Annotated in this window: 24 protein-coding genes; 12 read left to right on the top strand and 12 right to left on the bottom strand. The window is 71.3% G+C overall.

Translation table 11 applies throughout. From position 1 onward, the window contains the following. Positions 1-11: 11 nt before the first annotated feature. From ACFW3L_RS13500 to ACFW3L_RS13490, 3 genes are read right to left on the bottom strand one after another with little or no spacing between them, the layout of a single operon-like run. Complete coding sequence (locus tag ACFW3L_RS13500) at positions 12-1019, bottom strand: ABC transporter permease (RefSeq protein WP_378739902.1); 1008 nt, start codon at positions 1017-1019, stop codon at positions 12-14. A gap of 14 nt (positions 1020-1033) precedes the next feature. Continuing rightward, a complete protein-coding gene (locus ACFW3L_RS13495) occupies positions 1034-2563 on the bottom strand; it encodes a sugar ABC transporter ATP-binding protein (RefSeq protein WP_378739900.1) in 1530 nt (509 codons plus the stop codon). Positions 2564-2612: 49 nt separating this feature from the next. Continuing rightward, complete coding sequence (locus ACFW3L_RS13490; protein WP_378739898.1) at positions 2613-3611, bottom strand: substrate-binding domain-containing protein; 999 nt, start codon at positions 3609-3611, stop codon at positions 2613-2615. Between the two features lie 471 nt (positions 3612-4082). Here ACFW3L_RS13490 and ACFW3L_RS13485 point away from each other — a divergent pair, with 471 nt between their 5' ends. The 7 genes from ACFW3L_RS13485 (at position 4083) to ACFW3L_RS13455 (ending at position 10833) form a co-directional block, all read left to right on the top strand. After that, entirely contained in the window at positions 4083-4967 is an 885-nt protein-coding gene (locus ACFW3L_RS13485) for a family 16 glycosylhydrolase (protein ID WP_378739896.1), read from the top strand. A 73-nt stretch (positions 4968-5040) separates the two neighbouring features. Then, entirely contained in the window at positions 5041-5670 is a 630-nt protein-coding gene (locus ACFW3L_RS13480) for a TetR/AcrR family transcriptional regulator (protein WP_378739894.1), read from the top strand. After that, complete coding sequence (locus tag ACFW3L_RS13475) at positions 5667-6404, top strand: DUF4097 family beta strand repeat-containing protein (RefSeq protein ID WP_378739892.1); 738 nt, start codon at positions 5667-5669, stop codon at positions 6402-6404. Before ACFW3L_RS13480 ends, ACFW3L_RS13475 begins: the two co-directional genes overlap by 4 nt. A 282-nt stretch (positions 6405-6686) precedes the next feature. Further along, positions 6687-7985 carry a YeeE/YedE family protein gene (locus ACFW3L_RS13470; RefSeq protein ID WP_378739890.1) on the top strand — a complete coding sequence of 433 codons (1299 nt, stop codon included), beginning with the start codon at positions 6687-6689 and terminating at the stop codon, positions 7983-7985. A 57-nt stretch (positions 7986-8042) separates the two neighbouring features. Then, positions 8043-8708: a YdcF family protein gene (locus ACFW3L_RS13465; protein WP_378739888.1), complete on the top strand. Its 666-nt coding sequence runs from the start codon at positions 8043-8045 to the stop codon at positions 8706-8708. A 131-nt stretch (positions 8709-8839) separates the two neighbouring features. Continuing rightward, complete coding sequence (rox, locus tag ACFW3L_RS13460; RefSeq protein ID WP_378739886.1) at positions 8840-10264, top strand: rifampin monooxygenase; 1425 nt, start codon at positions 8840-8842, stop codon at positions 10262-10264. Between the two features lie 86 nt (positions 10265-10350). After that, complete coding sequence (locus ACFW3L_RS13455; RefSeq protein ID WP_378739884.1) at positions 10351-10833, top strand: YbaK/EbsC family protein; 483 nt, start codon at positions 10351-10353, stop codon at positions 10831-10833. A gap of 29 nt (positions 10834-10862) precedes the next feature. On the opposite strand, the gene ACFW3L_RS13450 is transcribed toward ACFW3L_RS13455, so the two are convergent. After that, positions 10863-11345 carry a hypothetical protein gene (locus ACFW3L_RS13450; protein WP_378739882.1) on the bottom strand — a complete coding sequence of 161 codons (483 nt, stop codon included), beginning with the start codon at positions 11343-11345 and terminating at the stop codon, positions 10863-10865. A 185-nt stretch (positions 11346-11530) separates the two neighbouring features. On the opposite strand from ACFW3L_RS13450, the gene ACFW3L_RS13445 reads away from it, so the two are divergent. Further along, positions 11531-12124, top strand: a complete 594-nt coding sequence (locus tag ACFW3L_RS13445) for a hypothetical protein (RefSeq protein WP_378739880.1) — start codon at positions 11531-11533, stop codon at positions 12122-12124. Between the two features lie 15 nt (positions 12125-12139). Here ACFW3L_RS13445 and ACFW3L_RS13440 read toward each other — a convergent pair whose 3' ends face one another. The 3 genes from ACFW3L_RS13440 to ACFW3L_RS13430 all read right to left on the bottom strand — a co-directional run bounded on the left by ACFW3L_RS13440 (position 12140) and on the right by ACFW3L_RS13430 (position 14817). Further along, on the bottom strand, positions 12140-12268 hold the full coding sequence (locus tag ACFW3L_RS13440) for a hypothetical protein (protein ID WP_378739878.1): 129 nt from the start codon (positions 12266-12268) through the stop codon (positions 12140-12142). A gap of 74 nt (positions 12269-12342) precedes the next feature. Continuing rightward, positions 12343-13701, bottom strand: coding sequence for an OFA family MFS transporter (locus ACFW3L_RS13435; RefSeq protein ID WP_378739876.1), 1359 nt, complete (start codon positions 13699-13701; stop codon positions 12343-12345). A 177-nt stretch (positions 13702-13878) separates the two neighbouring features. Continuing rightward, a complete protein-coding gene (locus tag ACFW3L_RS13430) occupies positions 13879-14817 on the bottom strand; it encodes a LysR substrate-binding domain-containing protein (protein WP_378739874.1) in 939 nt (312 codons plus the stop codon). Between the two features lie 149 nt (positions 14818-14966). Here ACFW3L_RS13430 and ACFW3L_RS13425 point away from each other — a divergent pair, with 149 nt between their 5' ends. Continuing rightward, a complete protein-coding gene (locus ACFW3L_RS13425; protein WP_378740474.1) occupies positions 14967-17252 on the top strand; it encodes an FdhF/YdeP family oxidoreductase in 2286 nt (761 codons plus the stop codon). Positions 17253-17415: 163 nt separating this feature from the next. On the opposite strand, the gene ACFW3L_RS13420 is transcribed toward ACFW3L_RS13425, so the two are convergent. Next, positions 17416-18633: an aromatic acid exporter family protein gene (locus tag ACFW3L_RS13420; RefSeq protein WP_378739871.1), complete on the bottom strand. Its 1218-nt coding sequence runs from the start codon at positions 18631-18633 to the stop codon at positions 17416-17418. 160 nt (positions 18634-18793) lie between these two features. On the opposite strand from ACFW3L_RS13420, the gene ACFW3L_RS13415 reads away from it, so the two are divergent. Next, positions 18794-19441: a histidine phosphatase family protein gene (locus ACFW3L_RS13415; protein WP_378739868.1), complete on the top strand. Its 648-nt coding sequence runs from the start codon at positions 18794-18796 to the stop codon at positions 19439-19441. Positions 19442-19535: 94 nt separating this feature from the next. Next, positions 19536-19973 (top strand): hypothetical protein, encoded by a 438-nt coding sequence (locus ACFW3L_RS13410; RefSeq protein ID WP_378739865.1) that lies wholly within the window; start codon positions 19536-19538, stop codon positions 19971-19973. A 4-nt stretch (positions 19974-19977) separates the two neighbouring features. On the opposite strand, the gene aroQ is transcribed toward ACFW3L_RS13410, so the two are convergent. Beyond that, complete coding sequence (gene aroQ, locus ACFW3L_RS13405) at positions 19978-20439, bottom strand: type II 3-dehydroquinate dehydratase (protein WP_378739863.1); 462 nt, start codon at positions 20437-20439, stop codon at positions 19978-19980. A gap of 118 nt (positions 20440-20557) precedes the next feature. Between aroQ and ACFW3L_RS13400 the strand changes: the two genes are divergently transcribed. Next, complete coding sequence (locus tag ACFW3L_RS13400) at positions 20558-22318, top strand: acyl-CoA dehydrogenase (RefSeq protein WP_378739861.1); 1761 nt, start codon at positions 20558-20560, stop codon at positions 22316-22318. On the opposite strand, the gene ACFW3L_RS13395 is transcribed toward ACFW3L_RS13400, so the two are convergent. From ACFW3L_RS13395 to ACFW3L_RS13385, 3 genes are all read right to left on the bottom strand, one after another. Beyond that, on the bottom strand, positions 22238-22654 hold the full coding sequence (locus ACFW3L_RS13395) for a hypothetical protein (protein ID WP_378739859.1): 417 nt from the start codon (positions 22652-22654) through the stop codon (positions 22238-22240). The two genes, ACFW3L_RS13400 and ACFW3L_RS13395, sit on opposite strands and share 81 nt — an antisense overlap. After that, positions 22651-23391, bottom strand: a complete 741-nt coding sequence (locus ACFW3L_RS13390; protein ID WP_378739857.1) for a MerR family transcriptional regulator — start codon at positions 23389-23391, stop codon at positions 22651-22653. The genes ACFW3L_RS13395 and ACFW3L_RS13390 overlap by 4 nt, the downstream gene beginning before the upstream one ends. A 193-nt stretch (positions 23392-23584) precedes the next feature. Further along, a complete protein-coding gene (locus ACFW3L_RS13385; protein WP_378739855.1) occupies positions 23585-24220 on the bottom strand; it encodes a TetR/AcrR family transcriptional regulator in 636 nt (211 codons plus the stop codon). Positions 24221-24328: the final 108 nt, after the last annotated feature.

Raw genomic sequence — 24328 nt, 5'->3', positions numbered from 1 at the left:
CCCTGTTCGGGCTAGGCGAGCCGGTTGGCGGCGCTGCGCCTGCTGATGATGACGTTGATGAGGACGGCCCCCACGATGATGAGGCCGCGGACCACGTCCTGGAAGAAGGAGTTGACGCCGAGCAGCACGAGGCCGTTGGCGATGACGGTGATGAAGACGACCCCGAGGAGGGTGCCGACCAGAGATCCGCGCCCGCCGGCGAGCGCCGTCCCACCGATCACCACGGCGGCGATGACGTCGAACTCCAGCCCTGCGGCGGCACCGCCGTTCCCCGATCCCAGCCGGGCGGCGAGCAGCACGCCGGTGATGGCGGACAGCAGGCCGGTGGTGGCGAACAGCAGGACGCGTACCCGGGCCACGTTGATGCCCGCGAGCTGCGCGGCGGCGGCGTTGCCGCCGGTGGCGTAGACGGAGCGCCCGTAGGCGGTGTACCTGGCGACGTACGCGAAGACCGCGAAGAGGACGAACATGACGATCGCGGCCGTGGGCACGCCCAGGACGGAGCCGCCGAGCACGTCGAGCAGCGCGCTCTCGGGAAGGGGCACGGGCAGCGCGTCGGTCATGTAGAGCGCCATACCGCCGAGCACGCTCCACAGGCCCAGTGTGGTGATGAAGGAGGGCACGTTGAACCGGGCCCTGAGCCACCCGGCGAGACCGCCCCAGAGCACGCCCATGGCCAGGGTGAGCAGGATGGCGCCGATCACGCCGAGGTTCCACTCCGTCGCACCCGTGGCGACGATGACCGAGGCGAAGGCCACGGCCGGGCCGATGCTGATGTCGATCTCCCCGGCGATGATCACCAGGGTGACGCCCCACGCGGCGATGCCGATGGTCGCCGCGTTGCGCAGGAGTCCGAGCTGGTTCTCCGGGCTCAGGAAGCCGGAGGCCGAGAGGCCGAGACCGACGTAGAGCAGGAGGATCGCGGCCAGGAGGCCGATCTCGTTGAGACGGTGGCCGTAGCGGCCGATGAGGTCCCCGCGGGCGGGGACCGCCTCGCCGGTGATCTTGGTGGTGGTCATTCCTACCTCGCCGTTCACGCCGCCATCGCGGCGGCCATGATGTTGTCCAGGGTGATGTCGTCGCCGGAGAACTCGCCCTCGAGGCGTCCTCCGCGCAGGGCCAGGACGCGGTCGCACACCAGCGGCAGCTCCTCCAGCTCGCTGGAGACGAACAGGACCGCCGCGCCCTGCTGGGCGAGTTCGCGCACGATGCCGTAGATCTGGGCCTTGGCCTCCACGTCCACGCCTCGGGTGGGTTCGTCGAGGAGCAGGATGCGGCTCCCCGCGTGCAGCCACCGGCCGATGACGGCCTTCTGCTGGTTGCCGCCGCTCAGGTTGACGATCGGGGTGTCGGGCGCGGCCGTCTTGATGGACAGGCGCTCGATGAGCGCGCGGCCCAGGGACGACACACGGGAGGGGAGCACGGTCCCCGCTCTGGAGGCCCCGCCGAACCAGCTCATGACCATGTTCTCCGAGACGCCCAGGAGAGGGACCACGCCCTCTCCCTTGCGGTCCTCGGGAGTGATCCCCACACCCAGCCGACGCATCGCGTGCCGTGTCGGACGGACCACCTCGGTGCCCTCGACCTCGATCACGCCCCGGGCCGGGGTGAATCCGGCCAGGGCGCGGAGGAGTTCGGTGCGGCCCGACCCCATCAACCCGCCGAGCCCGAGGACCTCCCCCTGACACAGGTCGAACGAGACGTCCTCGATCTTCGGCGGGACCGACAGGTCGCGGACCGACAGCAACGGAGGACCCTTGACGGCCGTGACGCGCGCCACCGGGGCCTGCGCCCGCTCGTCCCCGTTCCCGTCCCCGAGCATCAGGGAGACGATGCGGTCGGTGGTGGCACCCCGGACGGGCACCGTCTCCACGACCGCGCCGTCCCGCATGACGGTGACGGAGTCGGCGACGCGGCGGATCTCCTCCAGCCGGTGGCTGACGTAGATGACCCCGACCCCGTGTGAGGCCACACGGGTGACGGCCTCCAGGACGGCCTCGGCCTCAGCCGCGGCCAGGGCGCTGGTCGGCTCGTCCAGGATCAGCAGGCGGGGCCGCGTCAGGAAGGCACGCGCGATCTCGACGAGCTGTTGCTGGGCCAGGGGAAGTTCCCCGACCCGGGTCTCGGAGGCGATGTCGACGCCGAGTTCGCCGAAGATCTCCTTCGCGCCCGCTCGCATCGCGGCGTAGTCGATGCGCCCGCGGCCCGTCGGCCAGGTGCCGAGGTAGAGGTTCTCGGCGGCCGAGAGCTCCGGCACCAGGCTGAGCTCCTGGTAGACGGTCCCGACTCCGAGTTCGGCGGCACGCCGGACGCCCCCGCCGTCGAACGGGACGCCGCCGAGTTCGATCCGGCCCTCGTCGGGCGTCTCGACACCGGCCAGCAGACGGATCAGGGTGGACTTGCCCGCGCCGTTCCGCCCGAGGAGCGCCCGGACCTCTCCGGCGCGGATCTCGAAGTCGGCGTGGTCGAGCGCGGTGACTCCGGGGTAGCTCTTGGTGGCGCCTCGGACGCGGGCCACGACTTCGGCGTCGGGAGCCGCGGCGTCGGCGGTGGTCTCGCTCATGGGTGCTCCACAGGTGGGACGGCGGAAGTTGGCGCGAAGGGGCGGGCGGTCACGGGATGCCGTCCGGGTGCGTCTCCAGCCACTCTTCTCCGTGCTCGGGGGTGGTGTAGAGGTCGATGGGTGCCGGGGTGACGAACTCCTCGGGCTCCTCCCCCGCGATGACGCGCTCGACGGTCTCTCCCGCGAGCAGTCCGACCGCGGTGCCGGAGATGTCGACGTTGGCCTTGAGGACGCGGTGGTCGGCCAGGGCGCGGGCCGCGTCCGTGGACATGTCGCTGCCGAAGACCACGACGTCCCCGGTGCGGCCCCGGTTGCCGACGGCTCTGACCGCGCCCATCGTGGCGCCGCCCGCCTCGCCGTAGAAGGCGTCCAGGTCGGGGTGGGCGGTCAGGAGCCGTTCGCCCACGTCGACGGCCTCGTCGATGGTGGCCCCCTCCTGGTTGGCCACGATCCGGGCTTCGGGCAGGCGGGCGAAGAGCGCTTCCTCGAACCCCTCGCGGCGCTGGACGCAGACCTCGACGAACTCGCAGTTCAGAACGGCGATCCGCGGGTCGTCCACGCCCTCACCCTCGAAGTGGTCCGCGGCGGCGTCGCCGAGCTGGCGGCCGAACTCGTGGGGGTCGCCGAGGATGTAGGCGGTCACGTACTCGCGAGCGGCCTCGTCCTCGATGCAGGTGTTGTAGCAGACGACGGGCACCCCGCTCTCGTGTGCCAGACGCAGGGCGGGGATCGAGGCGGTGGCCGAGACCGGGGACAGGACCAGGACGTCGACGCCCGCCGAGGCCGCCACGTCGACGAAGGTGCTCTCCTCGGAGGCGTCGCCGCGAGCGTTGAGTTCCAGCAACTGGAGTTCGCGTCCGGAGTCCTCGGCGTGGCTCTGCATGCCCTGCCGGACTCCCGCGTAGAACCCCTGGGCGTCCATGTAGACGACGCCGACACGGCCGTCCTCTCCCAGCCGCGCGCCGCATCCGGCGAGAACCAGCACACACAGGGCGGCGGCGAGGGAGACGAGCGCTCGGCTCCTCGGGGGTGGTGGTCGCCTGACCATGGCCTACTCCTTGGCGTTGGGCACACGCGTTTGACCTGCGTGAACAGCCACTTCGACTGGAGTCGAGAATGCCAGAGTGATCCAGGTAACGTCAAGAATAAATACTAATTAATTATTTTTGAGGGCGGTGGGTCGCCACGGAACCCCGAAGCCGGACCGGACCGGGCGCCTGACAGGCGGACCCGGGGGCGGGAGGGAACGGGGGATGCGGGCGATCTCCGCGCGCGACCGCACCCGCAGTCGACCCCGCCGGACCCCCGACGCCCGACGCCCGACCTCCGTCGCGCAGACCCCAGAGATGGGAGCGTTCCCAATTTCCCCCCGAGACCCCCTTGTGACACCACGGAGCGCGACCGTACAGTCGCTTAACACTCGTTCAGCAGAGTGCGCCGGCCCCTCGGACCCGCGCGAGACCCGCTGGCCCGCGCGTACCGAGGCCCGGACCCGCCCCCCGACCCCCGGAGGACCACCATGGGCCACCGATCGACCGCGACACCCCGGAGCGGCGGCACCGTGCGCCGCACCGTCACCACCACCGTTGGCCTCGGAGCCGCCTTCGCTCTCACCGCCACCGCCCTGACCTGGACCGGAAGCGACGTGACCGACAACAGCGAACTGACCTCCACCGACGCCTCACAGGCCGCGCTGGTGTGGTCCGACGAGTTCGACGGCGCGGCGGGCGACGCCCCCGACCCCGCGAACTGGAACCACGAGACCGGCGACCACGGTTGGGGCAACCAGGAGCTCCAGAACTACACCACCAGCCGGGACAACTCCGCCCTGGACGGCGAGGGCAACCTCGTCATCACCGCGCGCCAGGAGGCCGACGGCGGCTACACCTCCGCGCGGTTGACCACCCAGAACAACGTCGAGCACGCCTACGGCCGCATCGAGGCCAGGATCAAGGTGCCGACCAGCCAGGGCGTCTGGCCCGCCTTCTGGATGCTCGGCTCCGACTTCCCGGACACCCCGTGGCCGGACTCGGGCGAGATCGACATCATGGAGCACATCGGCAGCGAGCCCGGCACCGTCCACGGCACCGTGCACGGTCCCGGCTACTCCGGCGGCGGGGGCGTGGGCGCCTCCTACGACCACCCGGACGGCGGTGCGTTCCCGGACGACTTCCACGTGTACGCGGTGGACTGGACGCCCGAGTCCATCACCTGGTCGGTCGACGACGTTCCCTTCAACACCGTCACCCCCGCCGACGTGAGCGGCGACTGGGTGTTCGACCAGGAGTTCTTCATGATCCTCAACGTCGCCGTGGGCGGCGAGTGGCCCGGCTACCCGGACGAGACCACCCAGCTCCCGCAGGAGATGGTCGTGGACTACGTCCGCGTCTACGACACGGAGTGACCCTCCCCTGACGCCGGCCGGCCGCCGGATACCCACGGGTATCCGGTACCGGTCGGCATGTTAGGTTCACCGCATGGACGGCCCACCGGAACCCACGCCCCGCGTGCCCCGCGCGGAGGTGCGCCGCCGACTGCTCGCCGCCGCCGCGCGCGTGTTCGCGGAGCGGGGCTACGCGGACAGCCGTCTGGACGACGTGGCACGCGCCGCGGGGTTCACCAAGGGAGCCGTCTACTCCAACTTCGGCGGCAAGCAGGACCTCTTCGCCGCCGTGCTCGGCGATCGCGCCGACCACCGGTTCGCCTCCACCGCCCTGGAACGGTCCGCCACCCCCGAGGACGCGGTGGTGGCGATCGCCCGCGGGATCGCCCTGCACGTCACCGAGGACACCCAGCGCGGTCGTCTCGCGCTGGAGTTCGCCGCGCACGCCACCCGGCACGGCCCCACGGCCGCCGCCGTCACCCGGACCCGCCGCGCCCAGCGCGAGACCGTCACCGCGCTGGTCACCGAACTCACCGAGCGGCACGGAGTCCGGTTCACCGCCGGGCCGGAGACCGTCGCCCTGACCCTGCACTGCCTGACCAACGGCCTGTCCATGGAGCACCTGGCCGACCCCGAGGCCGTGGACGCGCGGGCCGTCGAGGACACCCTGATCACCGCCCTGGCCGGGTTCACGGCCCGCCCCCGACACGAGGAGACCCCATGAACCCGCCGACCACCCGCGTCGCCCTCACCACCGGTGGAGCGCTCCTGACCCTGGGGCTGCTCGCCGCGTGCGGTCAGGTCGACGAGCTCGGCGAGCCGGAGGAGAAGACCTACGAGGACGTGCCCGAACTCCTCATCGTCGAGGTCGACAACGCCGCACTGGAGATCATCCCCGACGACACCGACCAGGTCCGGGTGGTCCGTGAGGCCTCGGGCGACGCGGGCGGGGACTGGGAACTGGTCGGTGACACGCTCACCCTGGAGGTGAGATGCGGTGCCATCTCCGACTGCCGGGTCGGCTACCGGGTGTACGTCCCGGCCGACACCGCGTTGGCGGTGGAGACCGACAACGGCGCCGTCGACGTCTCCGGTTTCACCGCCCCGATCGAGCTGGCCTCGGCCAACGGAACGGTCGAGGTCTCGGACGTCACCGGACCGCTCACCCTGACCTCCGACAACGGCGACATGAACCTCACCGGGATCGGCTCCGACTCCGTGAGCGCCGCCACGGACAACGGCAGCATCGACGCCGTCTTCTCCGAGGCCCCCACGGAGGTGGAGGTGAGCACCAACAACGGCGTCGCGACGGTCGCGCTGCCCGGCGGCCCGTACGCGGTCTTCGAGACCTTCGACAACGGCGAGGTCGTCAACGAGCTCCCCACCGACGACTCCAGCACGAGCACGGTCACCGCGCGGACCGACAACGGCACGATCACCCTGGTTCCGACCGGCTGAGCCCCGTTCCACCAGCTCCACCCGGGGCCTCCCCGACCCCGACCCCGGGTGCGGTCGGAGCCATGCCCTAGAATCACCCCCATGTCCGGTCCCACACGTTTTCTGCGCATGGCTCTGATCTCCATGTCGCTCACGAGCACCGATGACGGCCTCTGTCGCCGCCGGTGCCGTCTCCGCGTGCGCTGACCCGACCGTCTCCCGCGCTCCGACGCGGCACCGGTGTGCCCCTGGCGTTCCCGCGACCCCGTGTCGCCCCACCCCGTCACGTTTGGACACATCCCTGTGACCGCAACACCCACCAAGCCGACCGGAAATTCCGGGTCGGACGTCTCTCCCGCCCTGGCCCTGAAGTGGAACCCCACCCTCTCGGTCCCGCCGCCGCAGGCTCCCGCGGCCGAACCCGTGCGCTGGTGGCCGCTGGGAATCGCGCTGCTCGGCGCCCTCGGCCTGGCCGCGTTCGTCTGGTCCGAACACGGCGCCCTGCCCGCCGTGCTTCTGCTCCTGGGCACCGGCCTGGGCTTCACGCTGTTCCACTCCCGGTTCGGCTTCACCTCCGCCTGGCGGCAGTTCCTCGCCGTGGGCAACGGCACCGGCCTGCGCGCCCACGCGGTCCTGCTCGGCACGACCGCGACCCTGTTCGCACTGGTCATCGGCACGGGTACCGGCCTGTTCGGGAACGAGCCCGCTCCTTCGGCCGGGCCGATCGGCATCGCCCTGTTCGCGGGGGCTTTCCTGTTCGGGATCGGCATGCAGCTCGGCGGCGCCTGCGCCTCGGGCACGCTCTTCGCCGTCGGCTCCGGCCAGTCCGCCATCCTCATCACACTCTTCGGCTTCATCGTCGGTTCGCAGATCTACAGCCTCGCCTGGCCGCTGGTCTCCGACCTGCCCGCGATCCCGCCGGTGCTGCTCTCCGACCACGTCGGCTGGGGCGGGTCCTGGCTCGTCACCATCGCGGCCCTGGTCGCCATCGTGGTCGTCACCCGGCTCGTCCAGAACCGGCGCGTCCCCCCGCCCGTGGGCGCCCCGCCGTCCGCCGAGGGAGTGGCGCGGATCGTACGCGGCAGCTGGCCCCTGATGGCCGGAGCCCTGGTGCTGGCCGTCCTGGGCACCGGCGTGCTCGTGGTCTCCGGGGGCTCGTGGGGCATCACCTCGGCCTTCAACCTGTGGGGCGCCAAGGCCCTCCAGCTGGTCGGGCTCCAGCCCGAGACCTGGGCGTTCTGGTCCCAGCCGGGCCAGGCCGAACAGCTGGCCGGTCCGGTCCTCCAGGACAAGAACAGCCTGACCAACATCGGCATCATCCTGGGCGCGGCGGTAGCCGCCGGGGCCGCGGGCACCTGGAAGTGGCACACCGGTCTGAGCTGGAACCTGGTGGCCGCCGGTCTGGTCGGCGGGATCCTGATGGGTGTGGGCGCCCGGCTCGCGGGCGGCTGCAACATCGGCGCCTACCTCGCCGGGATCGGTTCGGGCAGCCTCCACGGCTGGCTGTGGGCGGTCTTCGCCCTGGCCGGGACCTGGGCCGGTCTGCGGGCCCGCACGCTCTTCGGCCTGGGCGTGCCCAAGCCGAGCGACAGCGTCTGCTGACCGCTCCGCCGCCGTTCCAGGGTGCGAGGGACAGGGAACGGCGGCGGAGGGAACGGTGTGGGAGCGAACACGGAGCTGACCGAGGAGGTCCGCCAACGGGCCCGGATCGTCTGGGACTACCAGCGCCTGGACCAGGAACCGCGCGGGTGCGACGTGGCGGTGGTCCTGGGCAGCCACGACCTCGGGGTGGCCACGACCGCCGCGGACCTGTACCGGCGCGGGTTCTTCCCCCGCATGGTGATCAGCGGAGCCAACAGCCCCTCCACGCTCGCGCGGTTCCCCCGGGGCGAGGCCGTGCACTACCGCGAGCACGTCCTCGGTCGGGGTGTCCCGGACGCCGCGATCCTGATGGAGACCCGGGCCACCAACACCGGTGAGAACCTCCGCCACTCGCGCGCCCTGCTCGCGGACGCGGGGATCACCGTCCGCTCGGTGATGCTCGTGAGCAAGCCGTACATGGAACGCCGTGCGCACGCCACGACGCGCAGGGTCTGGCCCGAGGTGGACACGGTCAGCGCCTCGGCGCGGACCGGGTTCGACGAGTACCTGGGCAGTGTGGGCGACGACCGCCTCGTCATGGACACGATGGTGGGCGACCTGCAACGGGTGATGGAGTACCCGGCCCGGGGGTTCGCGGTCCCGCAGGAGGTCCCCGACCGGGTCCGTGAGGCCTACGCGTACCTGGTGGCGGCCGGGTACGACGGCCACCTGATCACCCCCTGACCCACCAGTCCCGTGAGGGTTCCTCCGACCGCCGGGCCCGGTGGCTTGCCACGGGCCCCGGTCCGGGGCGCAGAATCGTCCTCGTCACCGGAGCCCACACGGGGCGCCCCGGGACGGGGAACGGGGAACGTATGGACGTGATCGTGGTCGGCGGCGGCCCCACCGGCATGATGGTCGCCGGTGAACTGCGCCTGCACGGCGTGGAGGTGCTGGTCCTGGAACGGGACGAGGAACCGACCAGGGTGGTCCGCTCCCTCGGACTGCACGCACGCAGCATCGAGATCATGGACCAGCGAGGACTGCTCGACCGGTTCCTGGAGCACGGGACGCGGTACCCCCTCGGCGGGTTCTTCGCGGGCATCCCCGCACCCGCCCCGGAGGGGCTGGACTCCGCGCACGCGTACGTGCTCGGAATCCCCCAGCCCGTCACCGACCGTCTGCTGACCGAACACGCCGTGGAGCTCGGCGCCCGGGTACGGCGGGGCGCCGAGGTGGTCGGGCTGGAGCAGGACGAACACGGGGTGGGTGTCGTTCTGGCGGACGGCACCCGACCCCGTGCCCGGTACCTCGTCGGCTGCGACGGGGGCCGCAGCACCGTGCGCCGCCTCCTCGGGGTGGACTTCCCCGGGGAGCCCTCCACCTCCGAGACCCTGCTGGGCGAGATGGAGGTGAGCGCCTCCCCCGAGACGGTGGCGGCCGTGGTGACCGAGGTGCGCCGGACCCAGAAGCGGTTCGGTCTCGCCCCGATCGACGGCGCGGTCCACCGCGTCATCGTGCCCGCCGCAGGGGTGTCCGAGGACCGCACCGTCCCCCCGACGCTGGAGGAGTTCCGGGAACGGCTGACCGCCGTGGCGGGGACCGACTTCGGCGTGCACTCCCCCCGCTGGCTGTCGCGGTTCGGCGACGCCACCCGCATGGCCGACCGGTACCGGGTCGGGAGGACCCTGCTGGCCGGGGACGCCGCGCACGTCCACCCGCCCGTGGGCGGCCAGGGGCTCAACCTCGGCGTCCAGGACGCCTTCAACCTGGGATGGAAGCTGGCCGCCGAGGTCCGGGGCCGGGCGCCGGAGGGGCTGCTGGACAGCTACGCGTCCGAACGCCGCCCCGTGGCCGCCGACGTGCTGGACCTCACCCGCGCGCAGATGCAGCTGATGTCCACCGAGCCCGGCCCACAGGCGGTACGGCGCCTGATGACCCGGCTGATGGACTTCGAGGACGTGAACCGCTACCTGACCGAGAGGATCACGGCGCTCGCGGTCCGCTACGACTTCGGGGAGGGCCCCGACCTGGTGGGGCGCGCGTGCCGTGACCTCACCCTGGAGCGGGGGCGCCTCTACGAGTTGCTGCGCGGCGGGCGGGGCCTCCTCCTCGACCGGACCGGACGGTACTCGGTCACGGGGTGGGCGGACCGGGTCGACCACGTCGTCGACCCCTGTGAGGAGCTGGACGTGCCCGCCGTGCTGCTGCGCCCGGACGGCCACGTGGCGTGGGCGGGACAGGAGCGGCCGACACTGGACGCGGCGTTGTCCCGCTGGTTCGGCCCGCCGGTCGGCTGAGTGACGGCGGCCGGGCGTATCCGCTTCGGTCCCCGCCGTCGGCGGTGCTCCGATAGCCTGCGGCCGGAGACGACGAAGGGATCGAGATGGACCAGGTCCAGGACCTACCGGAACGCAGCCGCGAGGTGTCGCGGGCTCTCGACGCGCTGGGAGTCGGAGGACGGGTGCGCGCGCTGCCCGCGTCCACCCGGACCGCCGCCGAGGCGGCCGAGGCCCTGGGCTGCGAGGTCGGCGCGATCGCCAACAGCCTGGTGTTCATGGCCGACGGCGCGCCCCTGCTGGTGATGACCAGCGGACGGCACAGGGTGGACGTCACCCTGCTGGCCGAGCGCCTGGGCAGGGAGGTGATCAGGCGCGCCACCCCGGAACAGGTCCGGGAGGCTACCGGCCAGGCCATCGGCGGGGTGGCGCCGATCGGGCACCCCGCGCCGGTCGAGACCGTCGTGGACCCGGCTCTGGCGGACTACCCGCGACTGTGGGCGGCGGGAGGCACCCCCCACACGGTCTTCCCGACCGACCACGCCGAGCTCCTGCGCATCACCGGTGGCGCCCCCGTCGCCGTCAACTGAGGACCGCCCCCACGACCGGGCGGCGCGGCTCAGGGGGCGGCGGTCCGTTCCGCCCGGTGGAGCACCCTGTCGGCGGCCCAGGCGAGGAGGCCGCAGACCGCCCCGACCAGAATGCCGGTGACGACACTGCTCAGCGCCGCGAAGCCGCGCGTGATCAGCGCGTGGGCCACGGGCGGGAGCTCACTGAGATTGCCGCCGAGGGTCGGCGGGTCACCCTCCCAGGCCGTGGTCCACAGGATCTGGTGTCCGAGCATCAGGAACACCCCGTACAGGAGCCCCACTGTCAGGAGCGTCCCGAACGGGTTCGGGACACGGCGCCAGAGCACCACGGCGATCCACACCAGCGGCGGGACGAACACGAACAGGGCGTTGACGAGGGTGCCCTCCCGGATGACGCCGAGGTCGTGCAGGACCACCCGGGGAGCGGCCAGCAGGGCCAGGGCGACGAGGACGGGGAACGGGAGCCCCGGCCCGCTCCGTCGGGGCGAAGCGGGACTGTGCGCTGGGTTCATGGCTTCACGCTAGGAATCCCGACCCCCGGACGCGTCGTTCCCTGGTCTCGACCCGCTACGTCGAGGGGCGTCACCGTTCGCCCGCCCCCGCGTACCCCGGGTGCGCCCTCCCAGGCGGGACGGTGTGCGGTACGGTCGCCCTGAGCCCCGGGCCTGAGGGCCCGCCCCGGGAAGGACGCCCCCACATGACCAGAACCGGTTGGATCGTGACCGCGATCAGTACCGTGGTCGCCCTGATCATCGGGTTCGGCGCGGGGTGGTGGGTCCAGGGCACCTCGGCGGAGCCCGACCCACCAGCCCCTCCCGCCCCTCGCAGCACGCATCCCGACGACGTCGAGGAGCGGCCCGAGACCGGGTTCGACCCGGTCGTCGTCGACCTCGACCAGACCCACGACTTCGGTGACGGGTTCTCCATCGGGCTGAGCGGGTTCGAGCGCCGTGTCGAGGAGGGCGGTGTCGACCCGGACACCGGCGAGGAGGGCGACCTGCCCTATCTGTCCTGGACCGTGGAGGTCACCAACGAGGGCTCCGCGACCGTACCGAGCGGCCTGGTGACCCGGTCGTGCTCGGTGGGCGACCCGCTCCGCGAGTCCGGCTCACCCGTGCTGGGCGACAGCGTGAACCCGCCGGAGAGCCTGGAGCCCGGCCAGTCCGGCAGCTGGGACGAGGACTGCTGGGCCGACGAGGACGACCGCCAGATCCAGTACACGGTCGAGTTCCACGACCAGGACTTCGTCCCGCTGTACCCGCCGGTCACCTTCGCGGGGAGCGTCGACTGACCGGCGGGCGACGTCCTACCCGGTGAACAGGGCTGCCGCCTGGATCGCGGTGCTCACCACGCCGTAGCCCAGGGCGACGACCACGACCGCCCACAGGAAGAGCGCGGCGCCCTTCGACGCCTGGTCACGTGTCCGCTGTTCCATCGGATCCTCCTTCACCGACCCCGACGGGGTCCCTCGGTCTGCTCGGTGGTCCACGGTCTCGTGGGCCCCGGCGCTCACACGGGCTCCCGGGACGTGTCGGCGTCCTTCGGCTCCGCCACGGGCGCGGCCTTGGGCAGGGGGCGCACCAGCGCGTTGGCCACGAACCCGACCACCATCACACCCACCATGAGGTACAGCGAGAAGGTGTACAGGTCGGCTCCGGAACGGCCCGCCGCCAGCTGCTGGTCCGCGATCACGTTGACGATCAGCGGCCCGGCGATCCCCGCGCACGACCAGGCCGTGAGGATCCGACCGTGGATGGCTCCGACGTTGAAGGAGCCGAACAGGTCCTTGAGGTAGGCCGGGATGGTCGCGAAACCGCCGCCGTAGAAGGACAGGATGACCCCGGTGACCGCCACGAAGAGCACCACCGAGCTGGTCCCGGCCACGGCGATCAGCACGTAGAGCAGGCTCCCGAGCCCCAGGTAGCCGATGTAGGTGCGCTTGCGGCCGAGGAGGTCGGAGGTGGAGGACCACACGAACCGGCCGAGCATGTTGCACAGGGACAGGAAGCCGACGTAGCCCGCGGCCTCGGCCGGGCCGACCCCGGTGAAGAAGTCCTGGACCATCGGCGCGGCCTGTTCGAGGATGCCGATGCCCGCGGTGACGTTGCAGAACAGGACGATCCACAGCAGCCAGAACTGGCGGGTACGGAAGGCCCGCTCCACGCTGACGCCCTCGCTGGCGGGGTCCACGGCGGGCGTGCCCGCGGTGTCCGTCGGCGGCTGCCATCCGTCCGGGCGCCACCCGGGCGCCGGGACCTTGACCGTCATCGCGCCGAGCATCATGGCGGTGAAGTACACGGCGCCGAGGATGAGGAAGGCGGGGACGATCGCGTCGGCGGGGGTCTCACCGAAGCGGTCGAGGAGCGCGGCGGACAGGGGCGAGGCGATCAGCGCGCCGCCGCCGAAGCCCATGATCGCCAGGCCGGTGGCCATGCCGGGCCGGTCCGGGAACCACTTGATCAGGGTGGACACCGGGGAGATGTACCCGATACCGAGGCCGATCCCGCCGATCACGCCGTAGCCGAGGTAGAGCAGCCAGAGCTGGCCGGTGGCCACACCGAGGGCGCCGACCAGGAAGCCGGTGCCCCAGCAGAGTCCGGACACGAACATGGCCTTGCGGGGGCCGTTCCGCTCCACCCACTTGCCGCCGAAGGCCGCCGAGAGGCCCAGCATCACGATGGAGATGCTGAAGACCACGCCGATCGCCGTCAGCGTCGTGTCGAAGCGTTCGACGAGCGGGGTCTTGAAGACGCTGAAGGCGTACACCTGGCCGATGGACAGGTGTACGGCGAGCGCGGCGGGCGGGATGAACCAGCGGCTGTATCCGGGCGGCGCGACGCTCTTGTCACGATCGAGAAACGACAGCACTACTCATCCTCATGATTGTTTTCCGACCGGAATGCGCTTCCGCATTCCCGATTATTACGGGGAAGCGGCACAAGCATGCGCCATCGTCACACCTTGTGTGACGAGAATCAAATACACGTTCATTGTCGAACGATAGGTTCTGGTTATCAAGGGCCCGGATCGGGCCCCTGGCGGGGATCAGAGCGTGATCCCGGGGACGAGGGCCTCCGGGTGATGGAGGTCCAACCGCGCCTGGAGGTCGGCGACGGCGACGGTGTCCAGCAGGGCGCGGGCCAGCACGGGTTCGGGGTCCCGGTCCGCGACGACCAGCCCGATCTGCTTGCTGACCTCGGGTTCCACCAGCGGGATGGCCCGCATCCCCTCGGGCACCGCGTGCAGGGACAGCCAGGCGTGTGGCATGACCGCTGACCAGCGGGTCTCGTTGACGAACGAGCACAGCGCGCTCACCGAGTTGGTCTCGACCCGGGGTGCCGCCTCGACCCCCGCCCGACGGAACGCCTGGTCGACGATGCGGCGGTTCTGCATGTCCGGGGACAGCAGGCACAGCGGCACCTCGGCGGCCTCGGCCCAGGTGATGGTCTCCCGGCCGTCGAGCAGCCCCTGCTCCTCGGTGAGCAGGGCGTAACGCTCCCGGTAGACGGGCTGCTGGCGCACGTTCTCCAGGGGTTCGTTGTCGACGTAGGTCAGGCCGACGTCGATCTGGTAGTCGGCCAGGGCCCGCTCGATCTCCTTCGAGGTCATGGAGACCACCGACAGCGTGACCAGCGGGTGCATCTCGCTGAAGGCGCTGGTGATGAGCGAGATGGAGCTCAGGGTGGTGGGTATGGCCCCGATCCGCAGACGACCGCTCAACCCCTCCCTCAGGCTCCTGACGTTCTCCACCAGGATGTCATGTTCAGCCAGGACGCGCTGCGCCCAGGCGACGATCCGCTCCCCCTCGTGGGTGAACCCGATGAACCGGTTGCTCCGCCTGACGATGGGGACGCGGAACTCGGCCTCGAGCTTGCGGATCGCGGCGGACAGGGCGGGCTGGGACACGTGGCAAGCCTCGGCCGCACGGGCGAAATGGCGTTCCTTGGCCAGCGCGGTCAGGTACTTCAGCTGGCTCAGCAACATCGCGCAAGAATACATGTGCCGGGACCCCTGCAACAACAACGCCCGAACCCTTGATATGTTCGGCCCATTCAGCACTTAACTATTCGGGACCTCTGGACAGAGGGCGACTCGGTGAGAGAATTCGAACTGTGACACACCACGACTCGGACATGCCCGACCCCGCCCAGGACGCGCCGGAGGTCGGGCCTCCCAAGCAGAGCGCGGCGGGCATCCCGGCCGTGCTCAACAGCGTGCGCCACGTCAACGACCAGGCCGGGGTGCTGCGCGGGCTGCCCGCGATGCTCGCGGTCAACCAGAAGAAGGGCTTCGACTGCCCCGGCTGCGCCTGGCCGGAGCCGGGCAAGCGCCACACGGCCGAGTTCTGCGAGAACGGAGCCAAGGCCGTCGCGGAGGAGGCCACCCGCAGGACCGTGGGCCCGGACTTCTTCGCCCGGCACCCGGTCTCGGACCTCTTCGAGCGCTCCGGGTACTGGCTGGGGCAGCAGGGCCGCCTGACCGAGCCCATGTACCTGGCCGAGGGCGCCACCCACTACGAGCCCGTCTCCTGGGACCGCGCCCTGGACATGATCGCCGAGGAGCTGCGCGGGCTGGACACGCCCGACGGCGCGGTGTTCTACACCTCGGGCCGCACCAGCAACGAGGCGGCCTTCGCCTACCAGCTGTTCGCCCGCCAGCTCGGCACCAACAACATGCCCGACTGCTCGAACATGTGCCACGAGTCGTCCGGGTCCGCGCTCGTCGAGACGCTGGGCGTGGGCAAGGGCAGCGTGTCCCTGGAGGACATGTACGAGGCCGACCTGATCATCGTGGCCGGGCAGAACCCGGGCACCAACCACCCCCGGATGCTGTCCGCTCTGGAGAAGGCGAAGCGGCGCGGCACGCGGATCGTCACGGTGAACCCGCTGCCCGAGGCGGGTATGAAGGCGTTCCGCAACCCGCAGTACGCGCGGGGCCTGCTGGGGCGCGGCACCGAGCTGACCGACCTGTTCGCGCAGATCAGGGTGGGCGGCGACCTCGCGCTCTTCTCGGCGGTGAACCGGCTGCTGCTGGAGGCCGACCAGCGTGGCGAGAAGGTCCTCGACCACGGGTTCGTGAACTCGTTCACGCATGGGTTCGAGGAGTTCTCCGAGGCGCTGCTGGCCGAGCCCGAGGACGAGTTCTGGGCGCGCACCGAGCGCGACACCGGGCTCACCCGTTCCCTGATCGAGGAGCTCACCGCCATGGTGGTGGCCTCGGAGCGGATCGTGGTGTGCTGGGCGATGGGGCTGACCCAGCACAAGCACTCGGTGCCGACCATCCGCGAGGTGGTCAACTTCCTGCTGCTGCGCGGCAACGTGGGACGGCCGGGCGCGGGCGTGTGCCCGGTGCGCGGCCACTCCAACGTGCAGGGCGACCGCACGATGGGCATCTTCGAGCGGCCCGCCGACTCCTTCCTGGACGCCCTGGGCGCCGAGTTCGGGATCGAACCGCCACGCGAGCACGGGCACGACGTGGTGAACTCGATCCGCGCGATGGCCCGCGGCGAGGTGGGCGTGTTCATCGCCATGGGCGGCAACTTCGTGGCCGCCTCGCCGGACACCGAGGTGACCGAGGACGCGATGCGCCAGGTGGGGCTGACGGTGCACGTGTCCACCAAGCTCAACCGTTCGCACGTGGTGACCGGCACCCGCGCCCTCATCCTGCCCGCCCTGGCCCGCAGCGACCGCGACCAGCACGACGGTGAGCAGCGGTGGGTGACGGTGGAGGACTCGATGGGTCTCGTGCACGCCTCGCACGGCGTGCTCCCGCCGCTGTCCGAGGGGATGCGCTCGGAGGTGGACATCGTCCGCGGACTGGGGCGCAGGGTCTTCGGAAACGACCCGGTGGACTGGGACCGGATGGCCGACTACGACCGGGTGCGCGACCACGTGTCCCGGGTCGTGCCGGGCTTCGAGGACTTCAACACACGGGCGCGGAAGCGTGAGGGGTTCGCCCTGCCGCACGCCCCCCGTGACGACCGGAAGTTCCCGACCGCGACCGGTCTGGCCAACTTCACGGTGAACGGCACCTACGCGCCGGAGGTCCCCGAGGGACGGCTGCTGTTGCAGACGCTGCGCTCGCACGACCAGTACAACACCACGATCTACGGCCTGGACGACCGGTACCGGGGCATCACGGACGGTCGGAGGGTCGTGCTGGTCAACGTCGAGGACGCCGCCGAGCTGGGGCTGGAGGACGGGGCCTACACGGACCTCGTGGGTGAGTGGTCGGACGGCCGCGAGCGGCGGGCGCCGCACTTCCGGGTGGTGCACTACCCCACCGCCCGTGGCAGCGCGGCCGCGTACTACCCGGAGACCAACGTGCTGGTGCCGCTGGACTCCACCGCGGACGTCAGCAACACGCCCACGTCGAAGTCGGTGGTGGTGCGTTTCGAGCCGTCCTCGCAGGTCGGCTGAGCCGGGCGGGCGTTCCGCTCCCGGTGTCCGAGGGCCCCTGAGTCTCCGTGCTCAGGGGCCCTCGGCCGTGGTGCGGGGCCCCGGGGGTACCCCCGGAACCAGGAAGCCGGGGCCACGGAGCACCGTGCGCCGTCCCCGCACCGCCTCGGCACCGGAACACGGATCACCGGTCCCCGGGGCGGCGCCACGGGAGACGGGCCCGGACCCGCCAGCGGGGGCGCCACCGGGGACGCCAGCTCAGCCACGGCAGCCAGGGTTCCCCCGGCGGGTGGGGGACGGTGGGATCCTCCAGGTCGCCCTGGAGGACGTCCTCGATCTCCTCGAACCTGATCCCGGCGAACACCATGATGTCGGCGGCGACCATCTCCACGGCCAGGTGGGTGGCGTGGGTGACCGGGTCGTCCTCGGGTGCGCCGGTCCCGTAGGCGCGCGCGGCCGTCAGAGCCCGCTCCACCGCCCGTTCCCGGGCCTCACGGCTGCTGAGGTCGTCGGCCAGGATCGTGAGCACGTCGGCCATGTCGGTCACGATCGGTGCCAGCTCGCGTTGTTCCTCCACGCCCATGGCGGTGGTGGTCCGGGCCAGGAACAGACAGCTCTCGCCGAGGAGGATCAGCCGCTCGATGACCTCGTCCTCCTCCAGGACGGGCTGCGGGTCGCCCCAGCGGATGGTGGAGAGCCGGATCGTGGACTTGCTGCTCTCGCGTGCCCGGCTGAGCTCGGCCATGGGTCGGCTCAGGTCTCCGAGCCGGTTGACCACCTGTTCGCTGGAGGTCTCCCCGTCCTCCAGGGAGCGGCCGACCAGGGCGAGCATGCTGGCCATCTCGTTGAGCGCGTCCTCCTCGATCCGTCGGAGCAGGGCCACCAGCCGCGCCGGGAAGAACAGCTGGCTGAAGGCGAGCGCCACACCGGCGCCGATGAGGGCGTCCACGAGCCGGTCGATGCCGGGGCTGGCGCCACCGACGAAGATCGTCGTCAGGATGGCGCTGGCTGCGGCCTGGCCGATGATGATCCGTTCGGCGTTGATCGCGGCGGCCACCGTCATGGCGCACGCGGTGGCCAGCACCATGGCCACCTCGTTGAGGTCGGTGACCAGCAGGCTGAGCTCGCCCGCGAGGATGCCGATGAACACGCCCATGAGCAGGCGCAGGGCCTGCGCGCCGCGTTCCCCGCCGGAGGCGTTGAGCGCGATGACGGCGGCGATGGGGGCGAAGAAGGGCCGGTGGTCCTGGACGAGGCCGCCCGCGATGGTCCAGGCCAGTGTGGCGGCGATGACCGCGAGCACGATCAGGGAGGCGTTGGCCGACAGGCGGTCCCGGACCTCCGTCGCCACGGCCCTGATCCGGCTCCGCGGGGTGTGGCCCTCAAGGGGCAGCTCTCCCATGTTCTCCTCACCGACGAAGGGACAGGCCTTCGGGGGTGGGGGGCCGCCGGTTCCATTGATACCGGCCGGGAGGCGAGAAGTGTGGTTGCCGGGCCCGGTGTTTCGCGGCGGAGCGGACCCGGGGTGTCCCTACGTGACGGGTCGCCCGTACTGTGTCGCCATGCCGACGATCTACCTGATCCGCCACGGTAAGGCCTCCCCCGAGGCGGCGGACTACGACGAACTGAGCGCCACCGGGCACGAACAGTCCCGGCTGGTGGGGGCGGAGCTGGCCCGACGCGGGCTGGAACTCGGCCCCGTGGTGACCGGGACCCTGCGCCGCCAGCGGCAGACCGCCGTCGCGGCGCTGCGCGGCCTGGACGGGGCGGGCGGGTCGGGTCCGGAACCCGTGGCCGACCCCCGGTGGAACGAGTACGACCACCTGCGCCTGTTGGAGCGCCACACGACCGGAACCGGCACCCTCCAGGAGCGGCTGGACGCCTCGCTGCACGCGTGGACGGCCTCCGACGCGACCGGCGAGGGTTCCTGGACAGCCTTCCGCGACGGGGTGCGCGCGGCGTTGGACGAGCTCGCGACCTCCCTCACCAGGGGGCGCACGGCGCTCGTGTTCACCTCGGCCGGGGTGATCGCCACCGCCTGCGCGACCCTGATGCGGGCGCCGGAGCCGGTGTTCGTCGCGATGAACCGGGTGGTGGTCAACGGGTCGGTGACCAAGCTGGTGCACGGACGCGGCGGAACCCGGCTGCTCTCCTTCAACGACCACGCCCACCTGGAACACGGCGGCCCGGACCTGATGACCTTCCGTTGAGTGCCGTTCTCTCGACCCCACGACGTACCGACCAGTCGGTTCGGGCTCCGCGCGCCCGTGTGCGGAGCCGGGCCCGGCAGGGCATCCTGGGTGCATGACCGAACACCCCGCCTCCGACTCCGTCCCCATCCCGGGTTCCGTTCCCCTCCCCGGGTTCGGCCCCGTCCCACGGGTGCCGCCCGCCCCGGAGGCCGACTCAGCGGAGGCCACCGCGCCGGAGGCCGCACCCTCGCAGGCCGCTCCCGGCCAGGATCCCGCCCCCGAGGTCCGGCACCTGGCGGCCACGCTGCGCCGCCGCCGGTCGGAGCTGGCCGACGCGAGGGCGGCCCGGATCGGCGACGGCAGCATCGTCCACGAACTGACCACCCGGGTCTGGGTCGGCGTGGAGATCCCGGCGGTCGTGTGCGCCGCCGCCGACGACCCCATGCGCCTGCGCCCGTCCACCAGCCCGGTGACCTGCCTGCGGTGCAGGTCGAGACGGTCGGGTTCCGGCGGGGAACAGGTCCCCGGCCAGGCACTGCTGTGGGGCTGACGGGTCAGGCCAGAGCGGCTCGTTCCGCCGCGCGGGACAGCACCGCGCGCAGGCCGAGTTCGTAGCCGAGGATCCCGCACCCCGCCACGTACCCGGCGGCGACCGGCGCGGTGACGGAGGTGTGGCGGAACTCCTCACGGGCGTAGATGTTGGAGATGTGCACCTCGACCACGGGCGCCTCGATCGCGTCCACCGCGTCGCGCAGGGCGATGCTGTAGTGGGCGTAGGCGCCGGGGTTCATCACCACACCGGCGTAGTGCCGGGCCGCGTGGACCTGGTCGACCATGCCGCCCTCACTGTTGGTCTGGGCGCAGACGACCTCCACACCCAGTTCCCTTCCGAGGGCGGTCACCCGCTCCTCGACCTCCGCGAGGGTGGTGGTTCCGTACTGCTCGGGGTCACGGGTGCCCAGCAGGTTGAGGTTGGGGCCGTTCAGCAACAGCACGGTGGGCGAGTTCTCGGGCATGCGCGGGTTCCTGGCTTCGACTCCGGTTGGTGGCACCAGCGTAGACCCCGGCCACCCGGACGGGAAGCCGAACCGGTAGCATACCGACCAGTCGGTTGATCACTCTGGGAGGCAACCCGTGACGTCCACCCTGCTGTCCAGGCGCGACCTCCGGTTCCTGCTCTACGAATGGCTCGACGCCGAGGCCCTCACACGCAGGCCGCGGTACGCCGACCACTCGCGGGAGACCTTCGACAGCGCGCTCGACCTGGCCGAACGCGTGGCCACCGACCACTTCGCCCCGCACAACAGGACCAGTGACGCCCACGAACCCCGTTTCGACGGTGAACGCGTGCACGTCATCCCCGAGGTCGGCCGGGCCCTGAGGGTGCACGCCGAGACCGGGCTCTCCTCCCTGGCGATGGACGCCTCCGTGGGCGGCGGTCAGATCCCCCGGGTGGTCTCCAGCGCCTGCGACGCCTACTTCCAGGCCGCCAACCCGGGCACGGCCGCCTACCCCTTCCTCACTTCGGGCAACGCCTCCCTGCTGCTGGCCCACGGCTCCCCCGAGCAGATCGACGCGTTCGTCCGACCCATGGTGGAGGGGCGCTACACGGGCACGATGTGCCTGTCCGAGCCGCACGCGGGAAGCTCGCTGGCCGACCTCACCACCCGCGCCGAACCCGACGGCGACGCGTACCGGCTCTTCGGCAACAAGATGTGGATCTCCGCCGGCGACCACGAACTGACCGAGAACATCGTCCACCTGGTCCTGGCCAGGATCCCCGGCGGGCCGCCCGGGGTCAGGGGCATCTCGCTCTTCGTCGTGCCCAAGCACCTCGCCGACGGGGAGCGCAACGACGTCGTCACCGCCGGACTCAACCACAAGATGGGCTATCGGGGCACCGTCAACGCGCTCCTGAACTTCGGGGAGGGCCGCCACACCCCCGGCGGCGCGCCGGGCGCGATCGGCTTCCTGGTGGGCGAGCCCCACCAGGGGCTGCGGTACATGTTCCACATGATGAACCACGCCCGGATCGGCGTGGGGGCCGGGGCGACGGCGGTCGGCTACACCGGCTACCTGAAGTCACTCGCCTACGCCCGTGAACGGCTCCAGGGCCGCCCCCTCGGCGCGAAGGATCCCGCCCAGCCCCAGGTGCCCATCATCGAGCACACCGACGTGCGCCGGATGCTCCTGGCGCAGAAGAGCTACGTGGAGGGCGCCCTGGCCCTCGTCCTCTACTGCGCCCGGCTCGCCGACGAGGAGGTCAGCGGCGAACCCGAGGCCGCCCGGCGGGCGCACCTGCTCCTGGACGTGCTCACTCCGATCGTGAAGAGCTGGCCCTCGCAGTGGTGCCTGGAGGCCAACAGCCTGGCCATCCAGGTGCACGGTGGGTACGGCTACACGCGCGAGTACGACGTGGAACAGCACTACCGGGACAACCGGCTCAACGCCATCCACGAGGGCACGCACGGCATCCAGGCGCTGGACCTGCTGGGCCGCAAGGCGGTCCTGGACCACGGAGCCCGACTGTCCCTGCTGGTGGAGACGGCCCGCGCCGCCGTGGACGACAGCACCGAGACCGAGTACGCGGGGCTCCTCTCCGCCGCTCTGGACCGGATGACCGAGGCCACCGCCGCAGCCTGGTCCGACGGGGACCCGGCTGCCGCGCTGGCCAACGCCACCCCTTACCTGGAGGCGGTCGGTCACGTCGTGGTGGCCTGGATGTGGTTGGAGCAGCTCACGGCCGCCCACGGCAAGGAGGGCGACTTCTACGAGGGGAAACGCGCAGCCGCCGCGTACTTCTTCCGCCACGAACTACCCCGGACCGAGGCCTGGTTCCGCCTGGTCGCCTCCCGTGACCGCACGGTCCTGGACACCTCCCCGGACGTCCTGTAGCCGCGCGGGCACGTCCAGGACGAACACGTGGCCGATGTCGGCTTCCTCGAACCCGTAGTCGGCGTTGGCCACCCGCACGTGCTCCGGCGTGACCTCGACGATCCGCACCGTCACCGGCTCCGCGCGCCCTGGCAGGGGCATGTGCCAGAGCTCGGCCAGGGAGGCCAGGCCTTGGTCGTCCAGGACGCCCCGCGCCTCGTGTTCCGAAGCCGCGTGACCCAGGGGCTGACCGAACGGGTTCACCGGCACGTAGGCACCACCCCCCTCCGGTCTCAGGTAGCCCAGGACCTCGCCGTCCTCCTCCCTGTGGTGAGCCGTCCAGTGCGCGGGGATCACGCGCCCTCCCTCAGCTGCTCGGCGAAGACCTCCATGGCCTCGCGCTGGTAGTCCGCCAGTCCGGGGGTGACGCTCTCGTACACCTCACGCCACGGGCCGTCCTCGGCGTAGACCCGCCCCAGGTGGGCGAAGGCGTCCGCGTCGGGGGTCCACATCACACACACCTGCCGGTAGTGCACCTCGATCTCCGCCTGGACCGACGGCGCCGCCACCGGCGTGCCCGCCCTCAGGAGGGCGGCCATCCGGCCCATCGCCTCCGCGGCCTCCGCACGCATCCGCTCACCGTCGACGGAGGCCATCGCCTCCCGGGCCCGCTCCCACTGCCGCGGCCACTCGACGCGAGCCCGCTCGGAGTAGTGGGCGGTGTCGAAGCCGTCGAAGAGCTCCTCGGGTCTGCTGGTCACGTCGCTTCCCTCCAGGGTGTCCACCGTGCGACGCACGGTGTCGACGAGGACGCTGAGACGGTCCCGCTCCGCCTCCAGGTCACACAGGTGCTGCCGGAGCGCCTCCGCCTCGTCCTGCTGCGAGTCCAGGACACGACGGATGTCAGCCAAGCCCAGCCCGAGCTCACGCATGACCAGGACACGTTGGAGCCTGCGCAGTTCGTGCTCGCCGTAACGGCGCAGCCCGCCCGGCCCGGTACTCTCCGGGATCAGTAGTCCCACGTGGTGGTAGTGGCGCAGTGTCCGGGAGGTCACCCCGCTCAACCGGCAGACCTCACCCATCGACCACGACATCCGTCTCCCCTCGTCCAGCCGGTACCTCCGGCCACAAAACGAAGCTAGACGTTGACGTCACGTCAACCGCAACCCCCGTTCCCACAGCGAAGGGGCACCCGCGCATCGCGGCCGGAACTCCGCCGCTGCAGGTGCCCAGCTCCGTGGACCCCTGGAAGCCGCGGCTCGGACACCGGCGTAGAGGACGGGCGAATCAGGCCGACGGGTCGGAGGCGTGGCGGGCGAGCATGGTCTGCACGGCCTGCTCGACGGCGTAGCTGGTGTCGGCGGGCGTGGGGCTCCAGTCGGTCAGCAGCATACGAGGCCACAGAACGTAGTTGGCGATCATGCCGAGGAACTGGTTGGCGGCGCTCACGGCGTCGGGGACATCGGCGTTGCCGGCCTCGTGCTCGGCTTCCAGGTAGTGCTGGACGGAGGAGAAGTACGGCATCTTGCCGAGCTGGAACTGCATCCTCCCCAGTTCGGGGAAACGGGGCAGCTCGGCGATGACGATGCGGAACAGGGCTGTCATGCCGGGCTGGCCGATCAGATCGGCATAGCGGTGACCGATGCACCGCAGTCCGGAGCCTAGGTCTCCGGCCTCGGGCCGCGCGACATCGCCGTCGGCGTCACGTTGCCAGGACTCGGTGACGATGGCCTCGAAGAGGGACGCTTTGGTCGGGAACTGCTTGAAGAGCGTGGATTTTGAGACCGCCGCCGCCTCGGCGATGCGGGCGAGCGAGGTGCCGTCGTAACCGCGGTCCAGGAACAACTCCGTGGCTGCGGAGACGATCGACTCGCGCTTGCGCTGGGCGAGTCGGCGGTGATGCGCGGAGAGCTCTGCTGCCATGTACGCAGTATGCCCCAAACCCGAGGCGAGTCACTTGACTCGCCTCTCTTGGCCTGAGTACGGTTCGAAAGGAAGGCGAGTCACTCGACTCGCATTCAGGCTGTGGCA

The sequence above is a fragment of the Nocardiopsis sp. NPDC058789 genome, assembly GCF_042745575.1.
GTDB classification, from domain to species: Bacteria; Actinomycetota; Actinomycetes; order Streptosporangiales; family Streptosporangiaceae; genus Nocardiopsis; species Nocardiopsis eucommiae.
The sequence above is the reverse complement of the archived record's forward strand: the minus strand, read 5'-3'. Positions and strand labels throughout refer to the sequence as shown.

Coding starts and splice junctions, on each gene's coding strand:
- ACFW3L_RS13500 (WP_378739902.1), bottom strand. CDS start 1,019: ATGACCACCACCAAGATCACCGGCGAGGCGGTCCCCGCCCGCGGGGAC.
- ACFW3L_RS13495 (WP_378739900.1), bottom strand. CDS start 2,563: ATGAGCGAGACCACCGCCGACGCCGCGGCTCCCGACGCCGAAGTCGTG.
- ACFW3L_RS13490 (WP_378739898.1), bottom strand. CDS start 3,611: ATGGTCAGGCGACCACCACCCCCGAGGAGCCGAGCGCTCGTCTCCCTC.
- ACFW3L_RS13485 (WP_378739896.1), top strand. CDS start 4,083: ATGGGCCACCGATCGACCGCGACACCCCGGAGCGGCGGCACCGTGCGC.
- ACFW3L_RS13480 (WP_378739894.1), top strand. CDS start 5,041: ATGGACGGCCCACCGGAACCCACGCCCCGCGTGCCCCGCGCGGAGGTG.
- ACFW3L_RS13475 (WP_378739892.1), top strand. CDS start 5,667: ATGAACCCGCCGACCACCCGCGTCGCCCTCACCACCGGTGGAGCGCTC.
- rox (WP_378739886.1), top strand. CDS start 8,840: ATGGACGTGATCGTGGTCGGCGGCGGCCCCACCGGCATGATGGTCGCC.
- ACFW3L_RS13455 (WP_378739884.1), top strand. CDS start 10,351: ATGGACCAGGTCCAGGACCTACCGGAACGCAGCCGCGAGGTGTCGCGG.
- ACFW3L_RS13450 (WP_378739882.1), bottom strand. CDS start 11,345: ATGAACCCAGCGCACAGTCCCGCTTCGCCCCGACGGAGCGGGCCGGGG.
- ACFW3L_RS13445 (WP_378739880.1), top strand. CDS start 11,531: ATGACCAGAACCGGTTGGATCGTGACCGCGATCAGTACCGTGGTCGCC.
- ACFW3L_RS13440 (WP_378739878.1), bottom strand. CDS start 12,268: ATGGAACAGCGGACACGTGACCAGGCGTCGAAGGGCGCCGCGCTCTTC.
- ACFW3L_RS13430 (WP_378739874.1), bottom strand. CDS start 14,817: ATGTTGCTGAGCCAGCTGAAGTACCTGACCGCGCTGGCCAAGGAACGC.
- ACFW3L_RS13425 (WP_378740474.1), top strand. CDS start 14,967: ATGCCCGACCCCGCCCAGGACGCGCCGGAGGTCGGGCCTCCCAAGCAG.
- ACFW3L_RS13420 (WP_378739871.1), bottom strand. CDS start 18,633: ATGGGAGAGCTGCCCCTTGAGGGCCACACCCCGCGGAGCCGGATCAGG.
- ACFW3L_RS13415 (WP_378739868.1), top strand. CDS start 18,794: ATGCCGACGATCTACCTGATCCGCCACGGTAAGGCCTCCCCCGAGGCG.
- ACFW3L_RS13410 (WP_378739865.1), top strand. CDS start 19,536: ATGACCGAACACCCCGCCTCCGACTCCGTCCCCATCCCGGGTTCCGTT.
- aroQ (WP_378739863.1), bottom strand. CDS start 20,439: ATGCCCGAGAACTCGCCCACCGTGCTGTTGCTGAACGGCCCCAACCTC.
- ACFW3L_RS13390 (WP_378739857.1), bottom strand. CDS start 23,391: ATGTCGTGGTCGATGGGTGAGGTCTGCCGGTTGAGCGGGGTGACCTCC.
- ACFW3L_RS13385 (WP_378739855.1), bottom strand. CDS start 24,220: ATGGCAGCAGAGCTCTCCGCGCATCACCGCCGACTCGCCCAGCGCAAG.